General features: G+C 47.2%; 18 protein-coding genes, 6 tRNA genes and 3 rRNA genes. 1 reads left to right on the top strand and 26 read right to left on the bottom strand.

Translation table 11 applies throughout. The features are described from left to right. From rplW to DXE27_RS03520, 26 genes are all read right to left on the bottom strand, one after another. Window positions 1-315: a 50S ribosomal protein L23 gene (rplW, locus tag DXE27_RS03645; RefSeq protein WP_068947693.1), complete on the bottom strand. Its 315-nt coding sequence runs from the start codon at window positions 313-315 to the stop codon at window positions 1-3. Next, window positions 312-932 (bottom strand): 50S ribosomal protein L4, encoded by a 621-nt coding sequence (rplD, locus tag DXE27_RS03640; RefSeq protein WP_128112937.1) that lies wholly within the window; start codon window positions 930-932, stop codon window positions 312-314. The genes rplW and rplD overlap by 4 nt, the downstream gene beginning before the upstream one ends. A gap of 11 nt (window positions 933-943) precedes the next feature. Then, entirely contained in the window at window positions 944-1,600 is a 657-nt protein-coding gene (gene rplC, locus DXE27_RS03635) for a 50S ribosomal protein L3 (protein WP_128112936.1), read from the bottom strand. Between the two features lie 202 nt (window positions 1,601-1,802). Next, window positions 1,803-2,114: a 30S ribosomal protein S10 gene (rpsJ, locus tag DXE27_RS03630; RefSeq protein ID WP_011901899.1), complete on the bottom strand. Its 312-nt coding sequence runs from the start codon at window positions 2,112-2,114 to the stop codon at window positions 1,803-1,805. Between the two features lie 116 nt (window positions 2,115-2,230). Continuing rightward, window positions 2,231-3,421 carry an elongation factor Tu gene (tuf, locus tag DXE27_RS03625; RefSeq protein ID WP_128112926.1) on the bottom strand — a complete coding sequence of 397 codons (1,191 nt, stop codon included), beginning with the start codon at window positions 3,419-3,421 and terminating at the stop codon, window positions 2,231-2,233. Window positions 3,422-3,471: 50 nt separating this feature from the next. Continuing rightward, entirely contained in the window at window positions 3,472-5,574 is a 2,103-nt protein-coding gene (gene fusA / locus DXE27_RS03620; RefSeq protein ID WP_128112935.1) for an elongation factor G, read from the bottom strand. Window positions 5,575-5,601: 27 nt separating this feature from the next. After that, window positions 5,602-6,072, bottom strand: coding sequence for a 30S ribosomal protein S7 (rpsG, locus tag DXE27_RS03615; RefSeq protein ID WP_015420229.1), 471 nt, complete (start codon window positions 6,070-6,072; stop codon window positions 5,602-5,604). 161 nt (window positions 6,073-6,233) lie between these two features. After that, window positions 6,234-6,614, bottom strand: a complete 381-nt coding sequence (gene rpsL, locus DXE27_RS03610) for a 30S ribosomal protein S12 (RefSeq protein ID WP_128112934.1) — start codon at window positions 6,612-6,614, stop codon at window positions 6,234-6,236. Window positions 6,615-6,794: 180 nt separating this feature from the next. Next, window positions 6,795-11,057, bottom strand: a complete 4,263-nt coding sequence (rpoC, locus tag DXE27_RS03605) for a DNA-directed RNA polymerase subunit beta' (protein ID WP_128112933.1) — start codon at window positions 11,055-11,057, stop codon at window positions 6,795-6,797. A gap of 1 nt (window position 11,058) precedes the next feature. After that, on the bottom strand, window positions 11,059-15,153 hold the full coding sequence (gene rpoB / locus DXE27_RS03600) for a DNA-directed RNA polymerase subunit beta (protein WP_128112932.1): 4,095 nt from the start codon (window positions 15,151-15,153) through the stop codon (window positions 11,059-11,061). A gap of 179 nt (window positions 15,154-15,332) precedes the next feature. Continuing rightward, the gene (gene rplL, locus DXE27_RS03595; RefSeq protein ID WP_128112931.1) at window positions 15,333-15,710 is read right to left on the bottom strand and encodes a 50S ribosomal protein L7/L12; all 378 of its coding nucleotides are present in this window, start codon (window positions 15,708-15,710) and stop codon (window positions 15,333-15,335) included. Between the two features lie 36 nt (window positions 15,711-15,746). Then, window positions 15,747-16,307 carry a 50S ribosomal protein L10 gene (rplJ, locus tag DXE27_RS03590; protein ID WP_128112930.1) on the bottom strand — a complete coding sequence of 187 codons (561 nt, stop codon included), beginning with the start codon at window positions 16,305-16,307 and terminating at the stop codon, window positions 15,747-15,749. A 236-nt stretch (window positions 16,308-16,543) separates the two neighbouring features. Next, entirely contained in the window at window positions 16,544-17,245 is a 702-nt protein-coding gene (gene rplA, locus DXE27_RS03585; RefSeq protein ID WP_128112929.1) for a 50S ribosomal protein L1, read from the bottom strand. A gap of 2 nt (window positions 17,246-17,247) precedes the next feature. Then, entirely contained in the window at window positions 17,248-17,679 is a 432-nt protein-coding gene (gene rplK / locus DXE27_RS03580; RefSeq protein ID WP_011901890.1) for a 50S ribosomal protein L11, read from the bottom strand. A gap of 158 nt (window positions 17,680-17,837) precedes the next feature. Then, window positions 17,838-18,410, bottom strand: coding sequence for a transcription termination/antitermination protein NusG (nusG, locus tag DXE27_RS03575; RefSeq protein ID WP_128112928.1), 573 nt, complete (start codon window positions 18,408-18,410; stop codon window positions 17,838-17,840). 9 nt (window positions 18,411-18,419) lie between these two features. Next, entirely contained in the window at window positions 18,420-18,797 is a 378-nt protein-coding gene (gene secE, locus DXE27_RS03570; RefSeq protein ID WP_128112927.1) for a preprotein translocase subunit SecE, read from the bottom strand. A 20-nt stretch (window positions 18,798-18,817) separates the two neighbouring features. Further along, window positions 18,818-18,893, bottom strand: a tRNA-Trp gene (locus DXE27_RS03565). A 13-nt stretch (window positions 18,894-18,906) separates the two neighbouring features. Further along, window positions 18,907-20,097, bottom strand: coding sequence for an elongation factor Tu (tuf, locus tag DXE27_RS03560; RefSeq protein WP_128112926.1), 1,191 nt, complete (start codon window positions 20,095-20,097; stop codon window positions 18,907-18,909). A gap of 63 nt (window positions 20,098-20,160) precedes the next feature. Beyond that, a tRNA-Thr gene (locus DXE27_RS03555) sits at window positions 20,161-20,235 on the bottom strand. Window positions 20,236-20,256: 21 nt separating this feature from the next. Then, a tRNA-Gly gene (locus DXE27_RS03550) sits at window positions 20,257-20,330 on the bottom strand. Between the two features lie 5 nt (window positions 20,331-20,335). Then, window positions 20,336-20,420 (bottom strand) — tRNA-Tyr (locus tag DXE27_RS03545). Window positions 20,421-20,527: 107 nt separating this feature from the next. After that, window positions 20,528-20,641 (bottom strand): 5S ribosomal RNA (rrf, locus tag DXE27_RS03540). A 106-nt stretch (window positions 20,642-20,747) separates the two neighbouring features. Beyond that, window positions 20,748-23,622, bottom strand: a 23S ribosomal RNA gene (locus DXE27_RS03535). A gap of 268 nt (window positions 23,623-23,890) precedes the next feature. After that, window positions 23,891-23,966, bottom strand: a tRNA-Ala gene (locus DXE27_RS03530). A gap of 30 nt (window positions 23,967-23,996) precedes the next feature. After that, window positions 23,997-24,073 (bottom strand) — tRNA-Ile (locus tag DXE27_RS03525). 59 nt (window positions 24,074-24,132) lie between these two features. After that, window positions 24,133-25,665, bottom strand: a 16S ribosomal RNA gene (locus DXE27_RS03520). The 16S, 23S and 5S rRNA genes sit together here with 5 tRNA genes alongside, the layout of an rRNA operon. 589 nt (window positions 25,666-26,254) lie before the next feature. On the opposite strand from DXE27_RS03520, the gene DXE27_RS03515 reads away from it, so the two are divergent. After that, window positions 26,255-26,809, top strand: coding sequence for a GNAT family N-acetyltransferase (locus DXE27_RS03515; RefSeq protein ID WP_231969638.1), 555 nt, complete (start codon window positions 26,255-26,257; stop codon window positions 26,807-26,809). Window positions 26,810-26,825 lie beyond the last annotated feature (16 nt).

Below are 26,825 nucleotides of genomic sequence, written 5' to 3'. Positions count from 1 at the left end.
TTAATTCGCCTCCGCTTCAAAGTTAATTTCTTGACCTGGCTTCAAATTCACATAGGCCTTCTTAGTGTGGTCACGACGACCTTCAAAACGGCCATAGCGCTTAGGCTTACCTTTTTGATTTACGATTTGAACTGAGTCAACTTGCACTTTAAAGAGCAATTCAACTGCTTGTTTTACATCGCTCTTGTTTGCGTCGCGAGCTACTTGGAAAACTACTTGTTCGTTTTTCTCTGCAACCATTGTGGCTTTTTCAGAGATAACCGGTCCAAGCAGAACCTTCATCAGGTTGTGATCGTTTTTACGGACTTGGCTCATTTCAGCAACTCCTCAATTTTTGCGATCGCAGCTTTGCTTACCAATACTTTTTTGTATTGAACTAAAGCTAATGGATCAGCATGCTGTGGCTCACATACAGCAACCTTATGCAAGTTGCGTGATGCCAAGTACAAATTCTCGCTAACTTGATCAACAATAATCAACACTGAATCCAAGCCCATTGCTTTAACTTTGTCAGCTAAAACTTTAGTCTTTGGAGCATCAAGAGAAAATTGATCAACAACATTCAAACGACCTTCGCGAGCTAACTGAGACAAAATTGATCTCATACCAGCGTGGTACATTTTCTTGTTTACTTTTTGGCTGAAATTCTCTTCTGGAGAATTTGGGAATATACGACCGCCTCCGCGCCACAGCGGGGAAGAGCTCATGCCAGCACGTGCACGACCAGTACCTTTTTGACGCCAAGGTTTCTTGGTTGTGTGCTTAACTTGCTCACGGTCTTTTTGTGCACGGTTACCGCTACGTGCATTTGCTTGGTAAGCCACTACAACTTGGTGTACCAATGCTTCGTTATATTCACGTTCGAATACTTCTGGTGAAGCTTGTACGCCTGCACCTAAAGTACCGTTGTCCTGGAGAAGCTTAAGTTCCATATTCGCTCTCCTTATTTCTTCTTCAGCGGTGTCTTCACCGCTGAAGTAACAATAACTTTACCGCCTGGGGCACCTGGAATAGCGCCTTTAACCATGATGAGATTACGTTCTGCATCAATGCGTGCGATGACTAAATTTTGAACTGTACGTGTAACGTCACCCAAGTGACCGGTCATACGCTTACCAGGGAAAACACGACCTGGATCTTGCGCCATACCGATTGAGCCTGGTACGTTATGTGAACGTGAGTTACCGTGGGATGCACGACCAGAAGCGAAGTGATAACGCTTGATGGTACCTGCGTAGCCCTTACCGATAGACACGCCTTGTACGTCCACTTTTTGACCAGCAGTAAATGCAGTGTCAGCAGGAATTACTTGTCCTGGTGTCATTTCTGCGATTTTTGCTGCGTCTAATTGGAATTCGTTGAGGCCATTACCAGCCATCACACCAGCTTTGGCGAAGTGACCAGCCATTGCTTTAGTAACGCGAGTAGCTCTACGTATGCCATGTGCCAACTGGATAGCATCATAGCCATCAGTTGCCTGGGTCTTGATTTGAGCGATTCTGTTGTCGCTCACGTCAATTACGGTTACAGGGATTGAATCCCCTTCGTCCGTAAATAGACGGGTCATGCCGACCTTGCGGCCGATTAAGCCTAAGCTCATATTCATGCTCCACGCCGACTTCGATTGGTCGGCAAAACAAAATTAATTTAAGTGATTTACAAGTAAAAGTACTTATAAATCAATAACTTACAACGTTTTTAGTGCTGATAAAATTAAGATTTTCGCCCAAATAATTGAGCGAGGCCTTAGATTCTATCCCGAAAACCCGATCTTGACAAGCAAAAAGACCGGAAACAACAAATTACTGCAACTTAATTTCGACGTCCACACCAGCCGGGAGGTCTAATTTCATCAAAGCATCTACAGTTTTCTCTGTAGGATCAACGATGTCCATCAAACGGAGATGGGTACGGATCTCTAACTGATCACGTGATGTCTTGTTCACGTGTGGTGAACGCAAGATATCAAAACGCTCGATACGAGTTGGCAAAGGTACTGGACCCTTAACAACTGCACCAGTGCGTTTAGCTGTATCAACGATTTCAGCTGCAGACTGGTCAATCAAACGATAGTCAAATGCTTTAAGGCGAATACGAATTTTTTGGTTTTGCATATTAATTCCAAAGAGCGTTGTGGTGCTGCCACGTTATACATCTAAAGAGCTCGGTGACATCAGCAGCACCGATGTCACCGGTTAGCAAACCGCTAAATATTTTTAATACTTACTACTTAAGCCAAAATCTTTGCAACCACGCCGGCGCCAACAGTGCGGCCACCTTCACGGATCGCAAAACGTAAACCTTCTTCCATCGCGATAGGAGCGATGAGTTTTACGGTAATAGTTACGTTATCACCAGGCATTACCATTTCTTTGTCTTTTGGCAACTCGATTGAACCAGTTACGTCCGTAGTGCGGAAGTAGAACTGTGGACGATAGTTGTTAAAGAATGGAGTATGACGACCACCTTCATCTTTACCCAAGATGTAAACCTCGGCTGTAAAGTGAGTATGTGGGGTGATTGAACCTGGCTTAGCCAATACTTGGCCGCGCTCAACTTCTTCACGTTTTGTACCGCGTAACAAGATACCAACGTTATCGCCTGCTTGACCTTGGTCGAGCAATTTGCGGAACATTTCAACACCAGTACAGGTTGTCTTGAGTGTTGGTTTGATACCGATGATTTCGATCTCTTCACCAACTTTAACGATACCGCGCTCGATACGGCCTGTTACAACAGTACCGCGACCGGAGATAGAGAACACGTCTTCTACTGGCATCAAGAACGCGCCGTCAACAGCACGCTCTGGAGTTGGGATGTATGTGTCGAGTGCTTCAGCCAATTTCATGATGGCTTCTTTACCCAATTTGCCTTCGTCGCCTTCAAGGGCTAACTTAGCAGAACCTTGGATGATTGGTGTGTCATCGCCAGGGAAGTTGTACTTAGATAGAAGCTCACGAACTTCCATTTCAACTAACTCGAGCAATTCAGCGTCATCAACCATGTCGCACTTGTTCAAGAAAACTACGATGTAAGGAACACCAACTTGGCGTGCCAAGAGGATGTGCTCACGAGTTTGTGGCATTGGGCCGTCAGCAGCAGAGCAAACTAAAATTGCGCCGTCCATCTGAGCAGCACCAGTAATCATGTTCTTAACGTAGTCAGCATGTCCTGGGCAATCAACGTGAGCATAGTGACGGTTCGCTGTCTCGTACTCAACGTGTGCTGTATTAATCGTAATACCACGTGCTTTTTCTTCAGGAGCAGCATCGATCTGATCGTATGCTTTAGCTTCGCCACCGAATGCTTTAGAAAGCACAGTTGCGATTGCTGCTGTCAATGTGGTTTTACCGTGGTCAACGTGACCGATGGTGCCTACGTTTACGTGCGGTTTTGTCCGCTCGAATTTTTCTTTTGCCATTTTTGCCTGCCTTCTTTAGCTAGTCAATATTCAAAATTAATGTGGATAAATTACTTCGCTTTAGCAGCCATAACTGCTTCAGCAACGTTCTTAGGTGCTTCGGAATAATGCTTAAATTCCATGGTGTAAGTAGCGCGACCTTGGGTCAACGAGCGCAAGCTAGTTGAGTAACCAAACATCTCTGCCAATGGCACTTCAGCACGAACGATCTTGCCGCCGCCTGGAATGTCATCCATACCTTGCAAAATACCGCGACGTGATGAGAGGTCGCCCATTACGTTGCCCATGAAATCTTCTGGAGTTTCTACTTCAACAGCCATCATCGGCTCAAGCAACACTGGGGATGCTTTACGCATACCGTCTTTGAACGCCATAGAACCCGCCATCTTAAATGCGTTTTCATTGGAGTCAACGTCATGGTATGAACCGAAGAACAATGTTGCCTTGATATCTACAACTGGATAACCAGCCAAAATACCGGAGTTCAATGTTTCGATGATGCCCTTTTCAACTGCAGGGATGTATTCACGTGGAACTACACCGCCCTTAATTGCGTCAACGAATTCAAAACCTTTGCCTGGGGCTTGTGGCTCTAACTTCAGTACCACGTGACCGTATTGACCACGACCACCAGACTGCTTAACGAATTTACCTTCGATCTCTTCGCAAACCTTACGAATCGTTTCACGGTATGCAACTTGTGGCTTACCAACAGTTGCTTCAACACCGAATTCACGCTTCATACGGTCAACCAAAATTTCCAAGTGGAGCTCGCCCATACCAGAAATAATTGTTTGGCCTGATTCTTCGTCTGTCTTCACGCGGAAAGAAGGATCTTCTTGCGCCAAGCGATTCAAAGCAAGACCCATTTTTTCTTGGTCAGCTTTAGTCTTTGGCTCAACAGCTTGAGAGATCACTGGCTCTGGGAATACCATGCGCTCCAAAATAACGATGCTATCTGGATCACACAATGTTTCGCCTGTAGTAGCGTCTTTCAGACCAACTGCAGCTGCGATATCGCCAGCAAATACTTCTTTGATTTCTTCACGTTCATTTGCGTGCATCTGCAACAAACGACCAACACGCTCTTTCTTGCCCTTGATCGGGTTGTAGATTGTGTCGCTAGATTTCATTACGCCAGAGTAAACACGGAAGAAAATGAGCTGGCCAACGAATGGGTCAGTCATGATCTTAAATACCAATGCTGAGAACTTAGCACTGTCAGATGCTTCACGTGTTGTAGGTGTTCCATCTTCCAATTCACATGGAACTGGTGGAACGTCCAATGGGGATGGCAACAATTCAACAACAGCATCCAACATCGCCTGAACGCCTTTGTTCTTAAACGCTGTTCCGCACAACATTGGAACAATTTCGTTAGCAATAGTGCGTTGACGCAATGCTGCTTTGATTTCTTCTTCGGTCAAGCCTTCGCCGCCGAGATATTTTTCCATCAACTCTTCTGAGCTTTCAGCAGCAGCTTCGAGCAGCTTCTCGCGCCACTCTTCAGCAGAAGCTTGCAATTCAGCAGGGATCTCTTCATAGGTAAATTTAGTACCTTGTGAAGCCTCATCCCAATAGATCGCCTTCATCTTCACCAAATCTACAACGCCTTTGAAGTTTTCTTCAGCGCCGATTGGAATTTGGATCAAAATTGGATTCGCTTTAAGGCGAGTTCTCATTTGGTCGTAGACCTTGAAGAAGTTCGCACCAGTACGGTCCATCTTGTTTACGAATGCTAAACGTGGAACTTGATACTTGTTCGCTTGACGCCAAACAGTTTCAGATTGTGGCTGTACACCGCCTACCGCACAGTAAACCATGCAAGCGCCGTCCAAAACACGCATAGAACGCTCAACCTCAATAGTGAAGTCTACGTGTCCTGGGGTATCAATAATATTGATACGGTGCTCTGCGAAATTACCAGCCATGCCCTTCCAGAACGTTGTAGTAGCAGCAGAAGTAATCGTGATACCACGCTCTTGCTCTTGCTCCATCCAGTCCATGGTTGCAGCGCCATCATGCACTTCACCGATCTTGTGATTAACACCGGTGTAGAACAAAACGCGTTCTGTAGTTGTTGTTTTACCTGCGTCAATGTGCGCAGAAATACCGATATTGCGGTATTTGTCGATAGGGGTTTTACGTGCCACTGTTGGTGCCTTTTCTTTGCTATTTGATTAGAAGCGGAAATGTGAGAAAGCTTTGTTAGCTTCTGCCATACGGTGAACTTCTTCACGCTTCTTCATTGCTCCGCCGCGACCTTCTGCAGCTTCTAATAATTCGTTGGCCAAACGTTGTGCCATGGATTTCTCACCGCGCTTTTTAGCGGCTTCGCGCACCCAGCGCATTGCCAAAGCAGAACGGCGTGATGGGCGAACTTCAACAGGAACCTGATAGTTAGCACCACCAACACGACGGCTCTTCACCTCAACCATTGGCTTAACGTTGCCCATAGCTGTTGAGAAAACTTCGAGTGGCTCTTTGTTTGCTTTTTTCTCGATGTGATCAAAGGCACCGTAAACGATACGCTCTGCAACCGATTTCTTGCCGTCCAACATGAGGACGTTCATGAATTTAGCTACTTCTACATTTCCGAATTTTGGATCCGGCAAAATTTCCCGTTTGGGAACTTCACGACGACGTGGCATAACTACTCCTTCAGTTCAGTTAGGGATGATTCACATGAATCATCCGCTCCGGTTGCCCTACTATCTAAGAAGATTCCTAGACGGAACAACCACTTACTTGTCTTTTAAGTCCGACAAACGAAGACTTACTACAAATACTTCAGCAATAACCTATTGAAAGATTAAGCAGATTTCTTAGCGCGCTTAGCACCGTACTTGGAACGTGACTGCTTACGGTCTTTAACACCTTGCAAGTCAAGTGAGCCACGAACGATGTGGTAACGAACACCTGGCAAATCCTTTACACGGCCACCACGGATTAACACTACTGAGTGTTCCTGGAGGTTATGGCCTTCACCACCAATGTATGAAATCACCTCAAAACCATTGGTTAAGCGAACTTTGGCTACTTTACGAAGCGCAGAGTTAGGCTTTTTAGGAGTAGTGGTGTACACACGTGTACAAACACCACGGCGCTGCGGACTGTTTTCCACTGCAGGGCTCTTGCTTTTAACGATAAGCCTGGATCTTGGATTGCGTATTAATTGATTAATTGTTGGCATAAAATAGCTCGGTTAGTACTTCTTTGTTGCTTTCTTCAAGAAAATCAATGACTTAGAGAATTTCTAGGTCAAAAAAACCCTCTTTCTTCTGAATCAGTAGAACTTAGCATTCTAGCCTGGCCAGCCCTTCCCGTCAACCTCGAGGGGAAAAACTGGCCTTTTCAGGCCAGAATTACCAAATTAGCTTGGATCAGCCTCCCCAGTAGGAGCAACGACTTCAGCCTCTATTTCTACAGGCATATTGGCCATTGCCTCCTCTTCGGCGGCAATCATTTGAGCGCGATCACGCTCGAATTGCGATATGACCTTGCGTGCACGGCGATATGACAAGCCGGTACCAGCTGGGATCAGACGACCAATAATGACGTTTTCCTTGAGGCCACGGAGTGTATCGGTTTTGCCCATAATTGCGGCTTCGGTCAATACGCGGGTGGTTTCTTGGAAAGAAGCCGCTGAAATGAAGCTATCGGTCGACAAGGATGCCTTAGTAATACCAAGCAACACGTTATCGAACTGAGCTGGGTGCTTACCTTGGGCAATCACAGCATCGTTTGCGTCATACAACTTAGAACGCTCAACCTGTTCACCAGTGATGAATGATGTATCGCCTGGATCAGTTACCTGAACACGACGCAACATCTGACGCACGATAACCTCAATGTGCTTGTCATTAATCTTCACACCCTGGAGACGATAAACGTCCTGAACTTCGTCAACGATGTAGATAGCCAACTCTTCGATACCTTTGAGAGTCAAGATGTCATGTGGATCAGCAGGGCCTTCCACAATCATCTCGCCCTTGTTCACAACTTGACCGTCATGAACGAGAACTTGCTTCTCTTTAGGAATCAAGAATTCATTGGCTTCACCATCCATATCGGTAATCACCAAACGTTGTTTACCTTTGGTTTCTTTGCCGAAGGAAACTGTTCCAGTGACTTTCGCCAATACAGCGGCGTCTTTTGGTGAGCGTGCTTCGAACAATTCTGCAACACGTGGCAAACCACCGGTAATGTCGCGAGTCTTCTGTGATTCGATTGGAATACGTGCCAACACTTCACCAACTTCGACCTTTTGACCATCCTTAACAGTAATCAAAGCGCCTACTTGGAGGCCAACGTTTACTGGGTGATCAGTGCCAGCGATCATGACTTCGTTACCCTTGTCATCAACCAAGTTGATCATTGGGCGAACGCCTTTGCTTGCTGCAGAGCGACGCTTACCGTCAATAACCACCAAAGTGGAAAGACCGGTAACTTCGTCAACCTGCTTCGCAACAGTTACACCCTCTTCGACGTTATCGAAACGAGCGATACCAGCGTACTCAGAAATAATCGGACGTGTTAATGGATCCCATGTCGCCAAGCTTGCGCCGGCCTTCACTGCTGCATCTTCTTTCAACAAGAGAGTTGCACCGTAAGGCACTTTATGACGCTCACGCTCGCGACCATTCTCGTCAACGATCAAGGCTTCGCCAGAACGTGAAATCACGATCTGCTCACCTTTTGCGTTTTTAACAACGCGCATCGTTCCGGAGAACTTCAAAGAACCATTTGATTTGGCTTCAATATTGCTCGCAACCAATGCACGTGAAGCTGCACCACCGATGTGGAAGGTACGCATAGTCAACTGTGTGCCCGGCTCACCGATAGACTGAGCAGCGATAACGCCTACTGCTTCGCCAACGTTCACCAAACCACCGCGTCCTAGATCACGTCCGTAGCACTTAGCGCACAAGCCAAAGCGAGTTAAGCAAGACAATACTGTACGAACTTTAACTTCGTCGATGCCCAATGCAACGATTTGATCAACATGATCCTCGTCGAGCAATGTGTCGTTAGGAACAATAACTTCTTGTGTGTCAGGATGAACGATGTCACCGATACATACACGACCCAAAATACGGTCACGCAATGCTTCGATAATTTCGCCGCCTTCAACAAGCGCCTTCATCGTTACGCCAGAAGTTGCGCCGCAATCCTCTTCGATCACCACGAGATCTTGAGTTACGTCACATAAACGACGTGTCAAGTAACCAGAGTTCGCTGTCTTCAACGCTGTATCGGCTAGACCTTTACGAGCGCCATGGGTTGAGATGAAGTACTGCAACACGTTCAAACCTTCACGGAAGTTCGCAGTAATTGGGGTCTCAATAATGGAGCCATCAGGCTTAGCCATCAAACCACGCATACCAGCCAACTGACGAATCTGCGCTGCAGATCCGCGGGCACCAGAATCCGCCATCATGTAGATAGAGTTAAAGGATTCTTGACGCACAGTTTTGCCATTGCGGTCGAGTACGTCAACGTGTGACAACTCATCCATCATTGCCTTACCAACTTGGTCACCTGCGGCACCCCAAATATCAACCACGTTGTTATAACGCTCTTGATTGGTTACGAGACCTGACATGAACTGCTTATCATATTCCTTAACCTTGGCAGAAGCATCAGTAATGATGCGTTCTTTGGATGTTGCGATCAACATATCGTCGATCGCAACAGAGATACCAGCATTGGTTGCCAAACGGAAACCAGACTGCAAGAGACGATCAGCAAAAATCACTGTTTCACGCAAACCGCACTTGCGGAATGATGTGTTGATCAAACGTGAGATTTCTTTTTTCTTCAAAGGCTTGTTAATTTCCTCGAAAGACATGCCTTTGGGCAAAATCTCAGACAAGATTGCACGGCCAACTGATGTTTGATAGATCTTGGTCTTCTCAGCAAAACGCGCATCGCCTTCTGCCTTCTTGTCCACAATCTCATACTCAGTAATACGCACAGCAACACGAGAAGCCAATTCAACTTGACCTGCTTCGTATGCACGCACTACTTCAGTAATGTTGGCGAAAACCATGCCTTCGCCCTTACCGTTGATCTTGTCACGTGTAGCGTAGTACAGACCCAACACCACGTCCTGTGAAGGATCGATTGATGGCTCGCCGTTAGCTGGGAACAATACGTTGTTCGAAGCCAACATCAATGTACGTGCTTCCATTTGCGCTTCGAGCGACAAAGGAACGTGAACCGCCATTTGGTCACCGTCAAAGTCAGCGTTAAATGCCGCGCAGACTAATGGGTGCAATTGGATTGCTTTACCTTCAATCAGCATTGGCTCGAAAGCCTGAATACCGAGACGGTGCAATGTAGGAGCACGGTTCAACATGATTGGATGTTCACGAATCACTTCTTCGAGAATGTCCCAAACGATTGGAGTCTGGCTTTCAACTTCTTTCTTCGCAGCCTTAATAGTGGTTGCAATTCCTAAAGTTTCCAGCTTGTTGAAAATGAATGGCTTGAATAATTCCAAGGCCATCAATTTTGGTAAGCCGCACTGATGCAATTTCAATGTAGGACCAACCACGATGACTGAACGACCAGAGTAGTCAACGCGTTTACCCAACAAGTTTTGACGGAAACGACCGCTCTTACCTTTAATCATCTCAGCCAAGGACTTGAGAGGACGCTTGTTAGCGCCAGTCATAGCCTTACCGCGACGACCGTTGTCAAGCAATGAGTCAACCGCTTCTTGCAACATGCGCTTTTCGTTACGAACGATGATCTCTGGTGCGCGCAACTCTAACAAACGCTTCAAGCGGTTGTTACGGTTGATCACACGACGGTAGAGGTCGTTCAAATCGGAAGTAGCAAAGCGACCGCCATCCAATGGCACCAATGGGCGCAACTCTGGTGGCAATACTGGCAACACTTCCATGATCATCCAGTCAGGCTTAATGCCTGAAGTCTGGAACGCCTCGAGCACTTTTAAGCGCTTAGCGTATTTCTTGATCTTGGCATCGCTACCAGTGGCCTTTAAATCAGCACGAATAGTCTCTACTTCACGATCGATATCAATCGAACGCAAGAGGTCACGAATACCTTCCGCGCCCATGATGGCAGTAAATGCACCGTCACCATACTCTTCAGTCTTAGCAATGTATTCATCTTCAGACATGATCTGACCACGCCTCATTGCGCCTTCAGGAGTCATGCCAGGATCAACAACTACATATGCTTCAAAGTAGAGTACGCGCTCGATATCACGCAATGTCATATCGAGAACCATGCCCAAACGGGATGGCAAGGACTTCAAGAACCAGATGTGCGCTACAGGGGCTGCCAACTCAATGTGGCCCATGCGCTCACGACGTACCTTAGCGAGAGTTACTTCAACACCGCACTTCTCGCAGATAACGCCACGGAACTTTAAGCGCTTGTACTTGCCGCATAAGCACTCGTAGTCTTTGGTTGGTCCAAAAATCTTGGCGCAGAACAAACCATCACGCTCGGGCTTAAAAGTCCGGTAGTTGATAGTTTCTGGTTTGCGTACTTCACCAAAAGACCATGAGCGAATTTTCTCAGGAGATGCGAGTCCAATCTTGATGACATCAAACTGCTCATCACCCTGCGTTTGCTTAAATAAATCGAGCAATGCTTTCATATCAGTTGCGCTCCATGTCAATGTCAATACCCAACGAACGGATTTCTTTTACCAGCACGTTGAAGGATTCGGGCATGCCAGCATCAATCGTGTGCTCGCCCTTGACGATGTTTTTGTAAACCTTGGTACGGCCTGCGACGTCATCGGACTTCACTGTCAGCATTTCCTGCAAGACATATGAAGCACCGTATGCTTCGAGGGCCCAGACTTCCATCTCACCAAAGCGCTGACCACCGAACTGAGCTTTACCGCCCAATGGCTGTTGCGTTACTAAAGAGTAAGGTCCAGTTGAACGAGCATGCATCTTGTCATCAACCAAGTGGTGGAGTTTCAAGACGTGCATTACGCCAACGGTTACAGGACGCTCGAACTTATCGCCAGTACGACCATCAAACAGAACTATTTGCTGGCGTGAAGGTGTCATCTGCAAGGATGCAGCAACATCTTCTGGGTATGCCAACTCGAGCATGCGACCGATTTCAGCCTCAGTAGCACCGTCAAACACTGGCGTTGCAAATGGCAAGCCTTGGCGGAGATTCTCAGCCAACACATTGATTTGCTCATCAGTGAAATTGTCGACGTCTTCTTGACGACCAATTTCGTTGTAAAGCTGCTTGAAGAACTTACGCAGTTCAGCTTGCTTGACTTGTTGACGAACCATTTCATCGATACGCTTACCGATACCTTGAGCGGCCCAACCTAAGTGGGTTTCCAAGATCTGACCAACGTTCATACGGGAAGGTACACCTAATGGGTTCAAGACGATATCTACGGGACGTCCGTCGGCCATGAATGGCATATCTTCCGCAGGAGCGATTTTAGAAACCACACCTTTGTTACCGTGACGACCAGCCATCTTGTCACCAGGCTGTAAACGACGCTTAACAGCCAAGTACACCTTAACCATCTTCGTTACGCCAGGCTGCAAATCATCGCCTTGGGTAAGCTTGGTGCGCTTTTCTTCAAAAGCTTCGTCAAACTGTTTACGCTTCGCTTCGATAGAAGATTTGATTGCTTCAACTTGTGAGGCAACTTCGTCATCTGCCGGACGAATATCGAACCAATGGTATTTATCCAAATCAGCAAGGTATTCCTTGTCGATCTTGGTGCCTTTAGCTAATTTCCTAGGACCGCTGTTGGCAACTTTGCCAATCAACATCTTTTCTAAACGCATGAAGGCATCGCCCTCAACAATACGCAACTGGTCGTTCAAGTCCAAACAATAGCGTTGCAATTCTTCTTGAATAATTGACTGCGCACGTGCATCGCGCTCAATGCCTTCACGGGTGAAGACCTGAACATCAATAACAGTACCGATCATTCCCGATGGAACGCGCAAAGAAGTATCTTTAACATCAGATGCTTTTTCACCGAAGATCGCACGGAGGAGCTTCTCTTCCGGGGTGAGAGTAGTCTCGCCCTTTGGAGTTACCTTACCAACCAATACGTCGCCAGCTTCTACTTCAGCACCGATATAAACAATACCGCTTTCATCCAAGCGGGAGAGTTGTGACTCAGCCAAGTTGGAGATATCGCGTGTAATTTCTTCTGAACCTAGCTTGGTGTCACGAGCAACCACTGACAACTCTTCAATATGAATAGAGGTGTAGCGATCATCAGCAACAACTTTCTCAGAGATCAAGATTGAATCTTCGAAGTTGTAACCGTTCCATGGCATAAATGCCACAGTCATATTTTGACCCAATGCCAATTCACCCAAATCGGTAGATGCGCCGTCAGCAACTACGTCGCCACGGGCTACACGATCGCCAACCTTAACGATTGGACGTTGGTTAATGTTGGTGTTTTGGTTTGAACGAGTGTATTTGATGAGGTTATAAATATCCACACCAACTTCACCAGCTGCAGTTTCATCATCGTTCACACGAATCACAATACGATTCGCATCAACGTAATCAACGTTACCGCCACGCGTTGCTAATACAACAGTGCCGGAGTCAACCGCAACAATGCGCTCTAAACCTGTGCCAACTAATGGCTTATCTGGACGCAAGCAAGGAACCGCTTGACGCTGCATGTTCGCACCCATCAACGCACGGTTCGCATCATCGTGCTCTAAGAATGGAACGAGTGAAGCAGCAGCAGAAACGATCTGGCTAGGAGCAACGTCGATGAAATCGATGCGCTCTGGGCCAACCATCATGGTCTCACCAGCTTGACGCGCCGAAACCAATTCATCAGCCAACTTACCGCTCTTGTCGATCGTTGCGTTTGCCTGAGCAATCACATACTTGGCCTCTTCAATCGCAGAGAGGTAAACCACTTCATCGCTTACCTTGCTATTGGAAACCTTACGGTATGGAGTCTCAAGGAAGCCATGCTCATTCAGGCGCGCAAATAACGCGAGTGAGTTGATCAAACCAATGTTTGGTCCCTCCGGAGTTTCGATTGGGCAAACACGTCCGTAGTGGGTTGGATGCACGTCGCGCACTTCGAAGCCTGCGCGCTCGCGTGTCAAACCACCAGGTCCCAACGCAGAAATACGACGCTTGTGCGTGATCTCTGAAAGTGGGTTGGTTTGGTCCATAAACTGGGACAACTGTGAAGAACCGAAGAACTCACGAATAGCAGAAGAGATTGGCTTGCTGTTAATCAAATCATGCGGCATGAGGTTTTCTGTTTCGGCTTGGCCGAGACGTTCTTTAACCGCACGCTCAACACGTGACAAACCAGCGCGGAATTGGTTTTCAGCCAATTCGCCAACGCAACGTACACGACGATTACCTAAGTGATCGATATCGTCCACTTCGCCTTTGCCGTTACGCAAATCTACGAGGGATTTAATGGTGTCGAGAATATCTTCGTTTGACAGTACCATTGGACCTTCCATTTCTGGACGGTTCAAACGGCTGTTGACCTTCATACGGCCAACACGTGACAAATCGTAAGTATCTTCACTGTAGAACAAGCGCTGGAACAAGGCCTCAACAGCATCCTCTGTTGGAGGCTCACCAGGACGCATCATGCGGTAGATGGTGATACGAGCAGCCATTTGATCCGCAGTTTCGTCAGTACGCAATACCTGAGAAATGTACGCACCAGAATCCAAATCGTTGGTGTAGATGGTTTCTAATTGCTTGATACCTGCATCGCGCGATGTTGCCAACAACTCTTCAGTGATTTCATCATTAGCGTACGCCAAGATTTCACCAGAGTCTGGGTCAACAATATTGCGTGCAACTACGCGACCAATTAAATAGTCGTCTGGTACAGCGATTGTTTTTGCAGCTTCGAGTTCGCGAATATGCTTTGCATTGATACGCTTGTCTTTTTGAATGACTACAACGCCATTCTTGTCGAGCACATCAAAGCTAGCCAACTGACCACGCAAACGCTCTGGCACAAATTCCATTGAGCCGCCATTAGCAGTCAATGAGAAATGGTCAAAGTTGAAGAAGTTCGCAAGAATTTGTTCGTTGTTTAAACCAATTGCTTTGAGCAAAATGGTGACAGGCATCTTACGACGACGGTCAACGCGGAAATAGAGAATATCTTTTGGATCAAACTCAAAATCGAGCCATGAACCACGGTAAGGAATGATGCGTGCTGAGAACAGCAACTTACCTGAGCTATGTGTCTTGCCCTTATCGTGCTCGAAGAACACGCCTGGGGAACGGTGCAACTGAGAAACGATCACGCGCTCAGTACCGTTGATCACAAAAGAACCATTTTCTGTCATGAGTGGAATTTCACCCATGTAGACTTCGCTCTCTTTTACCTCTTTAACCTTAGTAGGCGCTTCGCGATCATAAATAACCAAGCGAACTTTTGCGCGTAAGGCAGAGTGGTATGTGTAACCACGTTGCTGACATTCCTTAACGTCAAATGGTGGCTGTGATAACTGGTAAGACACGTATTCCATACGTGCATAGCCGTTGTTAGACACAATTGGGAACGCTGATGTAAAGGCAGCTTGAAGTCCCTCAGTAAGACGAGACATTGCTGGCTTATCAGCCTGTAAAAATTTAGCGTAGGATTCCAGCTGTGTTGCGATCAGGTACGGAACCTGGTGGTTGTTTACTCGCTTAGCAAAGCTTTTACGGACTCGCTTGCGTTCGGTGAAGCTATAGTTCATTTCATCTCCGAATTCAGCGACTGTACAAAGATTTGGCGATTGGCCACTACCAATCACTGGCGGACAACACTAAACCGATCGATCTAGTGTCCGACCAAACTTGCATTCTGCAGTCGTATCAGAAGGCAAACCCAACATGGCTAACGCCCCTTTGTGAGAGGCGCCAGCATTGTGCTGTATTACTTGAGTTCTGCTTTAGCGCCAGCTTCTTCAAGCTTCTTCTTAGCTTCTTCAGCAGTTTTCTTGTCAACGCCTTCTTTGATTGGCTTCGGTGCACCGTCAACCAAGTCCTTAGCTTCTTTCAAGCCAAGACCAGTAATTTCGCGAACTGCCTTAATTACTGAAACCTTGTTTGCGCCAGCTTCGAGCAAGTTAACAGTAAATTCTGTTTGCTCTTCGCCACCACCAGCTGCAGCGCCACCGCCTGCAGGACCAACAACAGCCATAGCTGCAGCTGAAACACCAAACTTCTCTTCGAACGCTTTAACCAAGTCGTTCAAATCCATAACGGACATGCTACCTACTGCTTCAATGATTTCTTCTTTAGTAATCGCCATTTTTAGCTCCTAATACTTAAATAGTTAATCTGTCGCTTATTCAGCGGCAGGGGTTTCGTTTGCTTCTGTTCCAGCTTCTGGGGCTGCGGCTGCTGCGGGAGCGGGTGCTCCAGCTGCCTTTTGTGCTGCTACTGCGCCCAATACGCGAGCCATCGCAGAGACAGGTGCCAACATCACACCTAACAACTGAGATAACAACTCGTCGCGGCTTGGAATTGTTGCGAGGGCTTTTACGCCTGCAACGTCTAACAACTTGCCGTTATATAAGCCGGCTTTAATGACTAGCAAATCTTGAGTCTTAGCAAAGCCCTGCAATACTTTTGCCGAAGCAATCGGATCAGCAGAGATGCCGTAAATCAAGGGGCCAACCATCGAATCAGCAAGAGGCTCAAACTGAGTGCCTTGTGCAGCACGGCGTGCCAATGTGTTCTTCAAAACGCGAAGATATACACCTTGATCGCGTGCGCTAGCACGTAGCTTTGTCAACTGCTCTACTGGAATACCACGGTATTCAGCGAGCACGACAGTTTGGGCTCCAGCCAATTGAGCGCCGACATCAGCAACAATCGCTTTTTTGTCTTGTACATTCAAAGGCACGGTTTAACTCCATAAAAACCAACTGTTTCCAGTTGGGGTTACACACCAGCGTCTGATCATTTGTTCACAAAGTTCTTGTGAAAATCTTTTCAGGGTCGCCATCTGCGCTGGCTATTACTTTCGTAACGATTAAGAATTAACTCTGTATTAGCAACTAATTCACCAACGGTCTTTGATGTTCGACTCTCACTACAAGAGTGGGAGTCGACCCAAAGTTCTTTTTTATTACAAGCTAATTAAGCTGCAGCCTGTAACGATGCCTGATCTACGCGTACGCCTGCACCCATGGTGCTGCTTACGGCAACCTTCTTTAAATAAATACCCTTTGATGCAGGTGGCTGCGCTTTATTCAAAGCCTCGAGCAATGCGAGCAAGTTAGATTTCAATGCAGTTGCTTCGAATGAACGACGGCCAATGCTTGCGTGCACGATACCAGCTTTGTCCACGCGGAACTGAACTTGACCAGCTTTTGCATTCTTAACAGCAGTAGCAACGTCAGGAGTCACTGTTCCAACTTTTGGATTCGGCATCAAACCACGTGGGCCCAATACTTGACCTAAAGTACCAACAATTTTCATTGTGTCTGGAGATGCGATCAAAATGTCGAAATCAATTTTGCCGCCTTTAATTTGTTCAGCAAGATCTTCCATGCCAACGATTTCTGCACCAGCAGCTTTAGCTTGTTCAGCCTTCTCGCCTTGTGCAAAAACTGCTACACGAACATGCTTACCTGTACCAGCTGGGAGCACTACGGCGCCACGCACAACTTGGTCAGATTTCTTAGCATCAATACCCAACTGAACAGCAACGTCGATAGACTCATCAAACTTAGCAGTTGCACACTCTTTAACGAGGTTCAATGCGTCGTCTAATGAATAGAACTTGTTGCGATCAACTTTAGATTGAATTGCTTTTACGCGTTTAGATAATTTAGTCATGATTAGAGACCTTCCACAGTGATGCCCATGGAACGGGCGCTACCAGCGATTGTGCGAACAGCTGCATCCATATCGGCCGCTGTCAAATCTGGCATTTTTGCTTTAGCGATTTCTTCCGCTTGAGCACGTGTAATTTTTCCTACCTTATCGGTATGAGGACGTGGCGAACCTTTTTCGATCTTTGCAGCCTTCTTGATCATGATGGTTGCTGGAGGAGTCTTCATGATGAATGTGAAGCTCTTATCAGCGAACGCTGTAATCACGACTGGAATTGGCAGGCCAGGTTCCATGCTCTGAGTTTGAGCATTAAACGCCTTACAGAATTCCATAATGTTAAGACCGCGTTGACCCAATGCTGGACCTACGGGTGGTGATGGATTTGCTTTACCTGCAGGGATCTGCAGCTTAATAAACCCAATAATCTTCTTTGCCATGTATTGCTCCTTAAAGCGCGCCTAACCTCATAAGGAAAGACCGCCGTTGAGTAAACGCTTCGCTAGTTTTTGGCTTTCTAGCTCCGCTCCTCGGTTTTATTGCTAACCACTTAAAACTACAAACTTTTGCACTGCAAAACAGGACTAAGTCCTTGTTTTTACATCTTTTCTACTTGGCCGAACTCCAGCTCAACTGGGGTACCGCGGCCAAAAATTGTAACAGAAACGCGTAATCTTGACTTCTCATAATTGACTTCTTCGATATTTCCGTTGAAATCAACAAATGGGCCTTCTTTAACTCGCACGATCTCACCAACTTCAAATAGGGTCTTGGGCTTAGGCTTATCCACCCCAGCCTGCATTTGATCCATGATTTTGGCTACTTCAGCTGTAGAAATAGGGCTTGGGCGGTTACGAACGCCGCCTACGAAACCGGTCACTTTTGGCGTGTTTTTCACCAAATGCCAGCTCTCGTCGGTCATCTCCATCTCGACCAGGACATATCCCGGGAAGAAACGACGCTCAGAAACTGATTTGGTACCGGATTTGATCTCCACAACCTCTTCGGAAGGAACCAAAATACGGCCAAATTTTTCAGGCATGCCAGAACGTGCAATACGCTCTTCAAGGCCTTTTTTCACGCTTTTTTCCATTCCGGAATAAGCATGGATTACGTACCAGCGCATATTGCCAGTAGCTTGTGGATTTACGGCCAATTCAGAATCAGTCATTTTTCTTACTCACTTCCAGCCTAAAAAGACTGAAAAAACTAGCCATTCAATTAATTTGTCTGCGAACCATAAAAACAGGGACATGATCAGAACAAAGCCAAATACGACTAGAGTCATTTGAGTCGTCTCTTTGCGAGTCGGCCAAACAACCTTTTTTACTTCATACCAAGAATCTTTTGCATAGGCGATAAAACGACGCCCATCCGGCGAAATCGCCACAATTAAAACCGCAGCCGCAATGCCACCAAACAAAACCCCTAAGCGCACTAGCAAAGATTGATCGATCAGCGTGTAGTACAGGACTAGCGCTGCAACGACAATTAAAGCAGCGAGTCCGGAGACCCAGCTGCTCTTTTCTTTAGAGTGACTTACTGTTTGTTGAGACATTTTGCTTTCAGTTCAATTTGTGGCAGGGGCGGAGGGCATCGAACCCCCAACCTTTGGTTTTGGAGACCAACGCTCTGCCAATTGAGCTACACCCCTTTATAAAAACGAATTAAGCCAAAATCTTTGCAACCACGCCGGCGCCAACAGTGCGGCCACCTTCACGGATCGCAAAACGTAAACCTTCTTCCATCGCGATAGGAGCGATGAGTTTTACGGTAATAGTTACGTTATCACCAGGCATTACCATTTCTTTGTCTTTTGGCAACTCGATTGAACCAGTTACGTCCGTAGTGCGGAAGTAGAACTGTGGACGATAGTTGTTAAAGAATGGAGTATGACGACCACCTTCATCTTTACCCAAGATGTAAACCTCGGCTGTAAAGTGAGTATGTGGGGTGATTGAACCTGGCTTAGCCAATACTTGGCCGCGCTCAACTTCTTCACGTTTTGTACCGCGTAACAAGATACCAACGTTATCGCCTGCTTGACCTTGGTCGAGCAATTTGCGGAACATTTCAACACCAGTACAGGTTGTCTTGAGTGTTGGTTTGATACCGATGATTTCGATCTCTTCACCAACTTTAACGATACCGCGCTCGATACGGCCTGTTACAACAGTACCGCGACCGGAGATAGAGAACACGTCTTCTACTGGCATCAAGAACGCGCCGTCAACAGCACGCTCTGGAGTTGGGATGTATGTGTCGAGTGCTTCAGCCAATTTCATGATGGCTTCTTTACCCAATTTGCCTTCGTCGCCTTCAAGGGCTAACTTAGCAGAACCTTGGATGATTGGTGTGTCATCGCCAGGGAAGTTGTACTTAGATAGAAGCTCACGAACTTCCATTTCAACTAACTCGAGCAATTCAGCGTCATCAACCATGTCGCACTTGTTCAAGAAAACTACGATGTAAGGAACACCAACTTGGCGTGCCAAGAGGATGTGCTCACGAGTTTGTGGCATTGGGCCGTCAGCAGCAGAGCAAACTAAAATTGCGCCGTCCATCTGAGCAGCACCAGTAATCATGTTCTTAACGTAGTCAGCATGTCCTGGGCAATCAACGTGAGCATAGTGACGGTTCGCTGTCTCGTACTCAACGTGTGCTGTATTAATCGTAATACCACGTGCTTTTTCTTCAGGAGCAGCATCGATCTGATCGTATGCTTTAGCTTCGCCACCGAATGCTTTAGAAAGCACAGTTGCGATTGCTGCTGTCAATGTGGTTTTACCGTGGTCAACGTGACCGATGGTGCCTACGTTTACGTGCGGTTTTGTCCGCTCGAATTTTTCTTTTGCCATTTTTGCCTGCCTTTAGTTAACTCTTAAACCAAACACGAAATACACAATTAATAAAACCAAACATGGTGCCCATGGGCAGGATCGAACTGCCGACCTCTCCCTTACCAAGGGAGTGCTCTACCACTGAGCCACATGGGCGTAATCTAATGCAACAAATTCTGGAGCGGGATAAGAGAATCGAACTCTTGACCGAAGATTGGAAATCTGCTGTTTTACCATTAAACTAATCCCGCACATCTGGTGGAGGGGGTAGGATTCGAACCTACGTAGGCATAGCCAACAGATTTACAGTCTGCCTCCTTTAGCCGCTCGGACACCCCTCCGCGAACCCAAAATATTCTGACTCCAAATGGAGTTTCTGTCAATCTCTCTAAACGCTTTGCACAAGTAAAAACGCCCAGACCCTTTTAGGTCTGGGCGTCGTATTGGTGCCCGGCAGTTACCTACTTTCACACGGGTAATCCGCACTATCATCGGCGTAAAGTCGTTTCACTGTCCTGTTCGGGATGGGAAGGAGTGGTTCCAACTTGCTATGGTCACCGGGCGTAGAGGGTTGAGTTGTTGATTTAATCAGCAACTCCATTTGAGTAAGCATGTAATAAGGATGTAGATTAAATCTGGCAAACATCTAACACAATAGTGCTGGTTATAGGATCAAGCCTAACGGGCAATTAGTATCGGTTAGCTTAATGCATTACTGCACTTCCACACCCGACCTATCAACGTTGTGGTCTATAACGACCCTTTATGTAGGTTAAACCTACGGGAGATCTCATCTTCAGGCAAGTTTCCCACTTAGATGCTTTCAGCGGTTATCTTTTCCATTCATAGCTACCCTGCGATGCTTCTGGCGAAACAACAGGTACACCAGCGGAATGTCCACTCCGGTCCTCTCGTACTAGGAGCAGCCCCCGTCAAATCTCCAACGCCCATGGCAGATAGGGACCAAACTGTCTCACGACGTTTTAAACCCAGCTCACGTACCTCTTTAAATGGCGAACAGCCATACCCTTGGGACCGGCTACAGCCCCAGGATGAGATGAGCCGACATCGAGGTGCCAAACACCGCCGTCGATATGAACTCTTGGGCGGTATCAGCCTGTTATCCCCAGAGTACCTTTTATCCGTTGAGCGATGGCCCTTCCATACAGAACCACCGGATCACTATGACCTGCTTTCGCACCTGCTCGACTTGTCGGTCTCGCAGTTAAGCACGCTTTTGCCATTGCACTTTAGGTACGATGTCCGACCGTACCAAGCGTACCTTCGTACTCCTCCGTTACATTTTGGGAGGAGACCGCCCCAGTCAAACTGCCTACCATGCACTGTTCCCGACCCGGATAACGGGCCAAGGTTAGAACCTCAAATAAATCAGGGTGGTATTTCAAGGTTGGCTCCAACAGAACTAGCATCCTGTTATCAACGCCTTCCACCTATCCTACACAGACCGATTTAAAGTCCAATGCAAAGCTACAGTAAAGGTTCATGGGGTCTTTCCGTCTAGCCACGGGTAGATTGCATCATCACAAACATTTCAACTTCGCTGAGTCTCAGGAGGAGACAGTGTGGCCATCGTTACGCCATTCGTGCAGGTCGGAACTTACCCGACAAGGAATTTCGCTACCTTAGGACCGTTATAGTTACGGCCGCCGTTTACTGGGACTTCAATCAAGAGCTTGCACCCCATCATTTAATCTTCCAGCACCGGGCAGGCGTCACACCCTATACGTCCACTTTCGTGTTTGCAGAGTGCTGTGTTTTTATTAAACAGTCGCAGCCACCTTTTTATTGCAACCCTTTCGTCCTTCCGTTGTTCACGGTCAAACTACAAGGGCGCACCTTATCCCGAAGTTACGGTGCAAATTTGCCGAGTTCCTTCTCCTGAGTTCTCTCAAGCGCCTTAGAATACTCATCTCGCCCACCTGTGTCGGTTTGCGGTACGGTCTTGTTAGACTGAAGCTTAGAGGCTTTTCTTGGAACCACTTCCAATTGCTTCGCGAATAAATTCGCTCGTCTCACGCCCTTGAATTACGCTACCGGATTTACCTAATAGCTATCTCCAACGCAAGAACCGGAACTTCCAACACCCGGACAACTTTCCGCGATCCGTCCCCCCATCGCATCTAACAATGGTCAAGGAATATTAACCTTGTTCCCATCAGCTACGCATCTCTGCCTCGCCTTAGGGGCCGACTCACCCTGTTCCGATGAACGTTGAACAGGAAACCTTGGGCTTACGGCGAGGGGGCTTTTCACCCCCTTTATCGCTACTCATGTCAGCATTCGCACTTCTGATACCTCCAGCATCCTTTACAAGACACCTTCACAGGCTTACAGAACGCTCTCCTACCATCACATTACTGTGATCCGCAGCTTCGGTTATATGCTTAGCCCCGTTACATCTTCCGCGCAGGACGACTCGATCAGTGAGCTATTACGCTTTCTTTAAAGGATGGCTGCTTCTAAGCCAACATCCTGACTGTTTTAGCCTTCTCACTTCGTTTCCCACTTAGCATATATTAGGGACCTTAGCTGGCGGTCTGGGTTGTTTCCCTCTTGACACCGGACGTTAGCACCCGATGTCTGTCTCCCGTGCTTGCACTTGTAGGTATTCGGAGTTTGCTATGGCGCAGTAATCCGCAATGGACCCCACTACCATAACAGTGCTCTACCCCCTACAGTGATACACGAGGCACTACCTAAATAGTTTTCGGAGAGAACCAGCTATTTCCAGTTTTGTTTAGCCTTTCACCCCTATCCACAGCTCATCCCCTAACTTTTCAACGATAGTGGGTTCGGTCCTCCAGTACGTGTTACCGCACCTTCAACCTGGCCATGGATAGATCAACTGGTTTCGGGTCTACACCCAGCAACTAGCGCCCTATTCGGACTCGCTTTCGCTACGCCTTCCCTATTCGGTTAAGCTTGCTACTGAATGTAAGTCGCTGACCCATTATACAAAAGGTACGCAGTCACCCCCTTACGAGGCTCCTACTGTTTGTATGCACACAATTTCAGGATCTATTTCACTCCCCTCCCGGGGTTCTTTTCGCCTTTCCCTCACGGTACTTGTTCACTATCGGTCGATTACGAGTATTTAGCCTTGGAGGATGGGCCCCCCATATTCAGACAGGATTTCACGTGTCCCGCCCTACTTGTCTCTAGCCTAGTACCACCCAATAATTTTCACATACGGGACTATCACCCTTTATTGTTGGACTTTTCATTCTATTCTGTTAATTACTGAGCTATCACTAGAAGGCTCTTCCCATTTCGCTCGCCACTACTTTGGGAATCTCGGTTGATGTCTTTTCCTCTTGCTACTTAGATGTTTCAGTTCACAAGGTTCGCTTCTCATACCCTATGTATTCAGGTATGGATACCACAAAAGTGGTGGGTTTCCCCATTCAGAAATCCCCGGATCAAAGCTTATTTACCAGCTCCCCGGGGCTTATCGCAGGTTATAACGTCTTTCGTCGCCTGTAATCGCCAAGGCATCCATCATGTGCACTTATTCACTTGATCCTATAACGAGCACCATTGCTAGTACTTGTTACAGGTTTTATTTTTACTTCTGACATGTTTGCCGTAATCCAAACTCTAAGTACTTTGTTAAGAACTTGGTAAAACTCGTTTGTATTACTGATTGATGATTTAATCTTTACCCTTATTACATTGTCAAATGTCCTCTCAAAGAAACATTTGACACTTTGCTTACTCAAATTTTTAAAGAACAGCCATAAATGGCAAAACTAAACAATCGTTAAATCGCTTAGTTTTGACATTTAGATGATGGTGGAGGATGACGGGATCGAACCGACGACCCCCTGCTTGCAAAGCAGGTGCTCTCCCAGCTGAGCTAATCCCCCAACGTCCCACTAAGTCTTGTTTCTGGCTGGTGGTGGGTCTGGTAGGACTCGAACCTACGACCCCTGCGTTATCAACACAGTGCTCTAACCAGCTGAGCTACAGACCCGTGGCTTTTATTGTCAACCGATAAGTGTGGGCACTATAGATCTAGCATCTTTTCTCTAGAAAGGAGGTGATCCAGCCGCACCTTCCGATACGGCTACCTTGTTACGACTTTACCCCAGTCATGAACCCTGCCGTGGCAGTCGCCCTCCTTGCGGTTAGGCTAACGGCTTCTGGCAAAACCCACTCCCATGGTATGACGGGCGGTGTGTACAAGACCCGGGAACGTATTCACCGCGACATTCTGATCCGCGATTACTAGCGATTCCAGCTTCACGTAGTCGAGTTGCAGACTACGATCTGGACTACGATGCATTTTCTGAGATTAGCTCCCTCTCGCGGGTTGGCAACCCTCTGTATGCACCATTGTATGACGTGTGAAGCCCTACCCATAAGGGCCATGAGGACTTGACGTCATCCCCACCTTCCTCCGGTTTGTCACCGGCAGTCTCTTTAGAGTGCTCTTGCGTAGCAACTAAAGACAAGGGTTGCGCTCGTTGCGGGACTTAACCCAACATCTCACGACACGAGCTGACGACAGCCATGCAGCACCTGTGTGCACTTTCTCTTACGAGCACCTAATGTATCTCTACTTCGTTAGTGACATGTCAAGGGTAGGTAAGGTTTTTCGCGTTGCATCGAATTAATCCACATCATCCACCGCTTGTGCGGGTCCCCGTCAATTCCTTTGAGTTTTAATCTTGCGACCGTACTCCTCAGGCGGCTGACTTCACGCGTTAGCTACGTTACTCAGGATGTAAATCCCGAACAACTAGTCAGCATCGTTTAGGGCGTGGACTACCAGGGTATCTAATCCTGTTTGCTCCCCACGCTTTCGTGCATGAGCGTCAGTGTTATCCCAGGGGGCTGCCTTCGCTATTGGTATTCCTCCACATATCTACGCATTTCACTGCTACACGTGGAATTCTACCCCCCTCTGACACACTCTAGCTATACAGTCACAGGCGCCATTCCCAGGTTAAGCCCGGGGATTTCACGCCTGTCTTGTATAACCGCCTGCGCACGCTTTACGCCCAGTAATTCCGATTAACGCTCGCACCCTACGTATTACCGCGGCTGCTGGCACGTAGTTAGCCGGTGCTTATTCTTCAGGTACCGTCATTCCCGGACTGTGTTAGAGCCGGTGTTTTTTCCCTGACAAAAGGGCTTTACAACCCGAAGGCCTTCTTCACTCACGCGGCATTGCTGGATCAGGGTTGCCCCCATTGTCCAAAATTCCCCACTGCTGCCTCCCGTAGGAGTCTGGGCCGTGTCTCAGTCCCAGTGTGGCTGATCGTCCTCTCAGACCAGCTACTGATCGTCGCCTTGGTGGGCTTTTACCCCACCAACAAGCTAATCAGGCATCGGCCGCTCTAATCGCGCGAGGTCTTTCGATCCCCCGCTTTCCCCCTCAGGGCGTATGCGGTATTAGCACAGCTTTCGCTGCGTTATCCCCCACGATAAGGTACGTTTCGATGTATTACTCACCCGTTCGCCACTCGCCACCAGGTGCAAGCACCCGTGCTGCCGTTCGACTTGCATGTGTAAGGCATGCCGCCAGCGTTCAATCTGAGCCAGGATCAAACTCTTCAGTTCAATTCCTGTGATCCTTGCGGATCGTCGCACTCACATTCAAGAAATTGACTTGGTAATAAAACCAAATCTTTTTACTGTCTTGTCTATGAGTACTATTTATTTACATCTGTCCCGAAGGACTGGATGCTTTCACTTAGTACCCACAATTATCGGTTGACTAATTTTTAAAGAGGGCTGACTTGTTTCTTGTTTCAAAAAACATTTAGCAGAGAGATGAGACTATATCCCACTTTTTTAGGGTCGTCAACACCTTTCGTAGTCTTTTTCCTAAAAAAGGCAGGGTTTTTTCCTAGATTAAAAATTATTTCAATAAAAACAGTTACTTACACATTTTAAAAAATTTAACTTTTTTTCTTAAATTTCTGTTTTTTGATAATTCTTGGTGCGGCCCACAAATTTGGCCTGCTTTTTCTGCATTTTTATGGTGTTTACGCCACATACTAGGGGAAAACCCTGCATTTTTCCCTTGCTTCTGTTAAAGCTATGCACAATAAAAAAGCGATTAATCACTTACCTGTCAAGCCATATACGGCAGGGCAGGCTGTGCCTGTCCGCGAACTGCACGCCGGGTATCTATCGCCAAGAAATATTGGGTCATTTACTCCAACTAAATGAGGATGACAGGCGCTTACGCTTTGGCACTCAAACGCCTGATGAGGTCATTTTACACTACGTAGAGGGTCTTGATTTCAATAGAGACGTACTTTTTGGGGTGTTTGATCTTGATCTCAAGCTCATTGGCATAGCCCATTTGGCTTATTTGCCTGAAATTAAAGGCCAGGCACGAGCCGCTGAATTCGGAGTTTCTGTGCTGCCAGAAGGCCGGGCACAAGGCCTTGGTACCGCTTTATTGCAGCGCTCAGCAGTCCATTCGCGCAATACTCGCATTGAAACGCTCTACGTTCATTGTCTATCTAATAACAAGGCCATGATGCACTTGGCACAAAAGGCCGGCATGCGCGTTGAATATGCCTACGGCGATGCTGATGCTTACCTCACGTTACCGCCAGCAAGCCCAGCAACCATCGTTGAAGAAGCTGCAAACGAACAATGGGCAGACTTAGATTGCGCCTTGAAAGAAGGGCTTAAACGCTCCAATCAAGCGTGGTGGTGGCTCTTGGGCAGACCGGGAATGGCTCGTTAATTATCGATCGGGGCGC

Source organism: Polynucleobacter necessarius, assembly GCF_900096755.1.
Taxonomy (GTDB): domain Bacteria; phylum Pseudomonadota; class Gammaproteobacteria; order Burkholderiales; family Burkholderiaceae; genus Polynucleobacter; species Polynucleobacter necessarius_K.
This window is presented reverse-complemented; position numbering and strand designations above follow the sequence as displayed.

Excerpts from the sequence above, each read along its gene's own strand:
- rplW (WP_068947693.1), bottom strand. The coding sequence starts at position 315 with ATGAGCCAAGTCCGTAAAAACGATCACAACCTGATGAAGGTTCTGCTT.
- rplD (WP_128112937.1), bottom strand. The coding sequence starts at position 932 with ATGGAACTTAAGCTTCTCCAGGACAACGGTACTTTAGGTGCAGGCGTA.
- rplC (WP_128112936.1), bottom strand. The coding sequence starts at position 1,600 with ATGAGCTTAGGCTTAATCGGCCGCAAGGTCGGCATGACCCGTCTATTT.
- rpsJ (WP_011901899.1), bottom strand. The coding sequence starts at position 2,114 with ATGCAAAACCAAAAAATTCGTATTCGCCTTAAAGCATTTGACTATCGT.
- tuf (WP_128112926.1), bottom strand. The coding sequence starts at position 3,421 with ATGGCAAAAGAAAAATTCGAGCGGACAAAACCGCACGTAAACGTAGGC.
- rpsG (WP_015420229.1), bottom strand. The coding sequence starts at position 6,072 with ATGCCACGTCGTCGTGAAGTTCCCAAACGGGAAATTTTGCCGGATCCA.
- rpsL (WP_128112934.1), bottom strand. The coding sequence starts at position 6,614 with ATGCCAACAATTAATCAATTAATACGCAATCCAAGATCCAGGCTTATC.
- rpoC (WP_128112933.1), bottom strand. The coding sequence starts at position 11,057 with ATGAAAGCATTGCTCGATTTATTTAAGCAAACGCAGGGTGATGAGCAG.
- rpoB (WP_128112932.1), bottom strand. The coding sequence starts at position 15,153 with ATGAACTATAGCTTCACCGAACGCAAGCGAGTCCGTAAAAGCTTTGCT.
- rplL (WP_128112931.1), bottom strand. The coding sequence starts at position 15,710 with ATGGCGATTACTAAAGAAGAAATCATTGAAGCAGTAGGTAGCATGTCC.
- rplA (WP_128112929.1), bottom strand. The coding sequence starts at position 17,245 with ATGACTAAATTATCTAAACGCGTAAAAGCAATTCAATCTAAAGTTGAT.
- rplK (WP_011901890.1), bottom strand. The coding sequence starts at position 17,679 with ATGGCAAAGAAGATTATTGGGTTTATTAAGCTGCAGATCCCTGCAGGT.
- nusG (WP_128112928.1), bottom strand. The coding sequence starts at position 18,410 with ATGACTGATTCTGAATTGGCCGTAAATCCACAAGCTACTGGCAATATG.
- secE (WP_128112927.1), bottom strand. The coding sequence starts at position 18,797 with ATGTCTCAACAAACAGTAAGTCACTCTAAAGAAAAGAGCAGCTGGGTC.
- tuf (WP_128112926.1), bottom strand. The coding sequence starts at position 20,097 with ATGGCAAAAGAAAAATTCGAGCGGACAAAACCGCACGTAAACGTAGGC.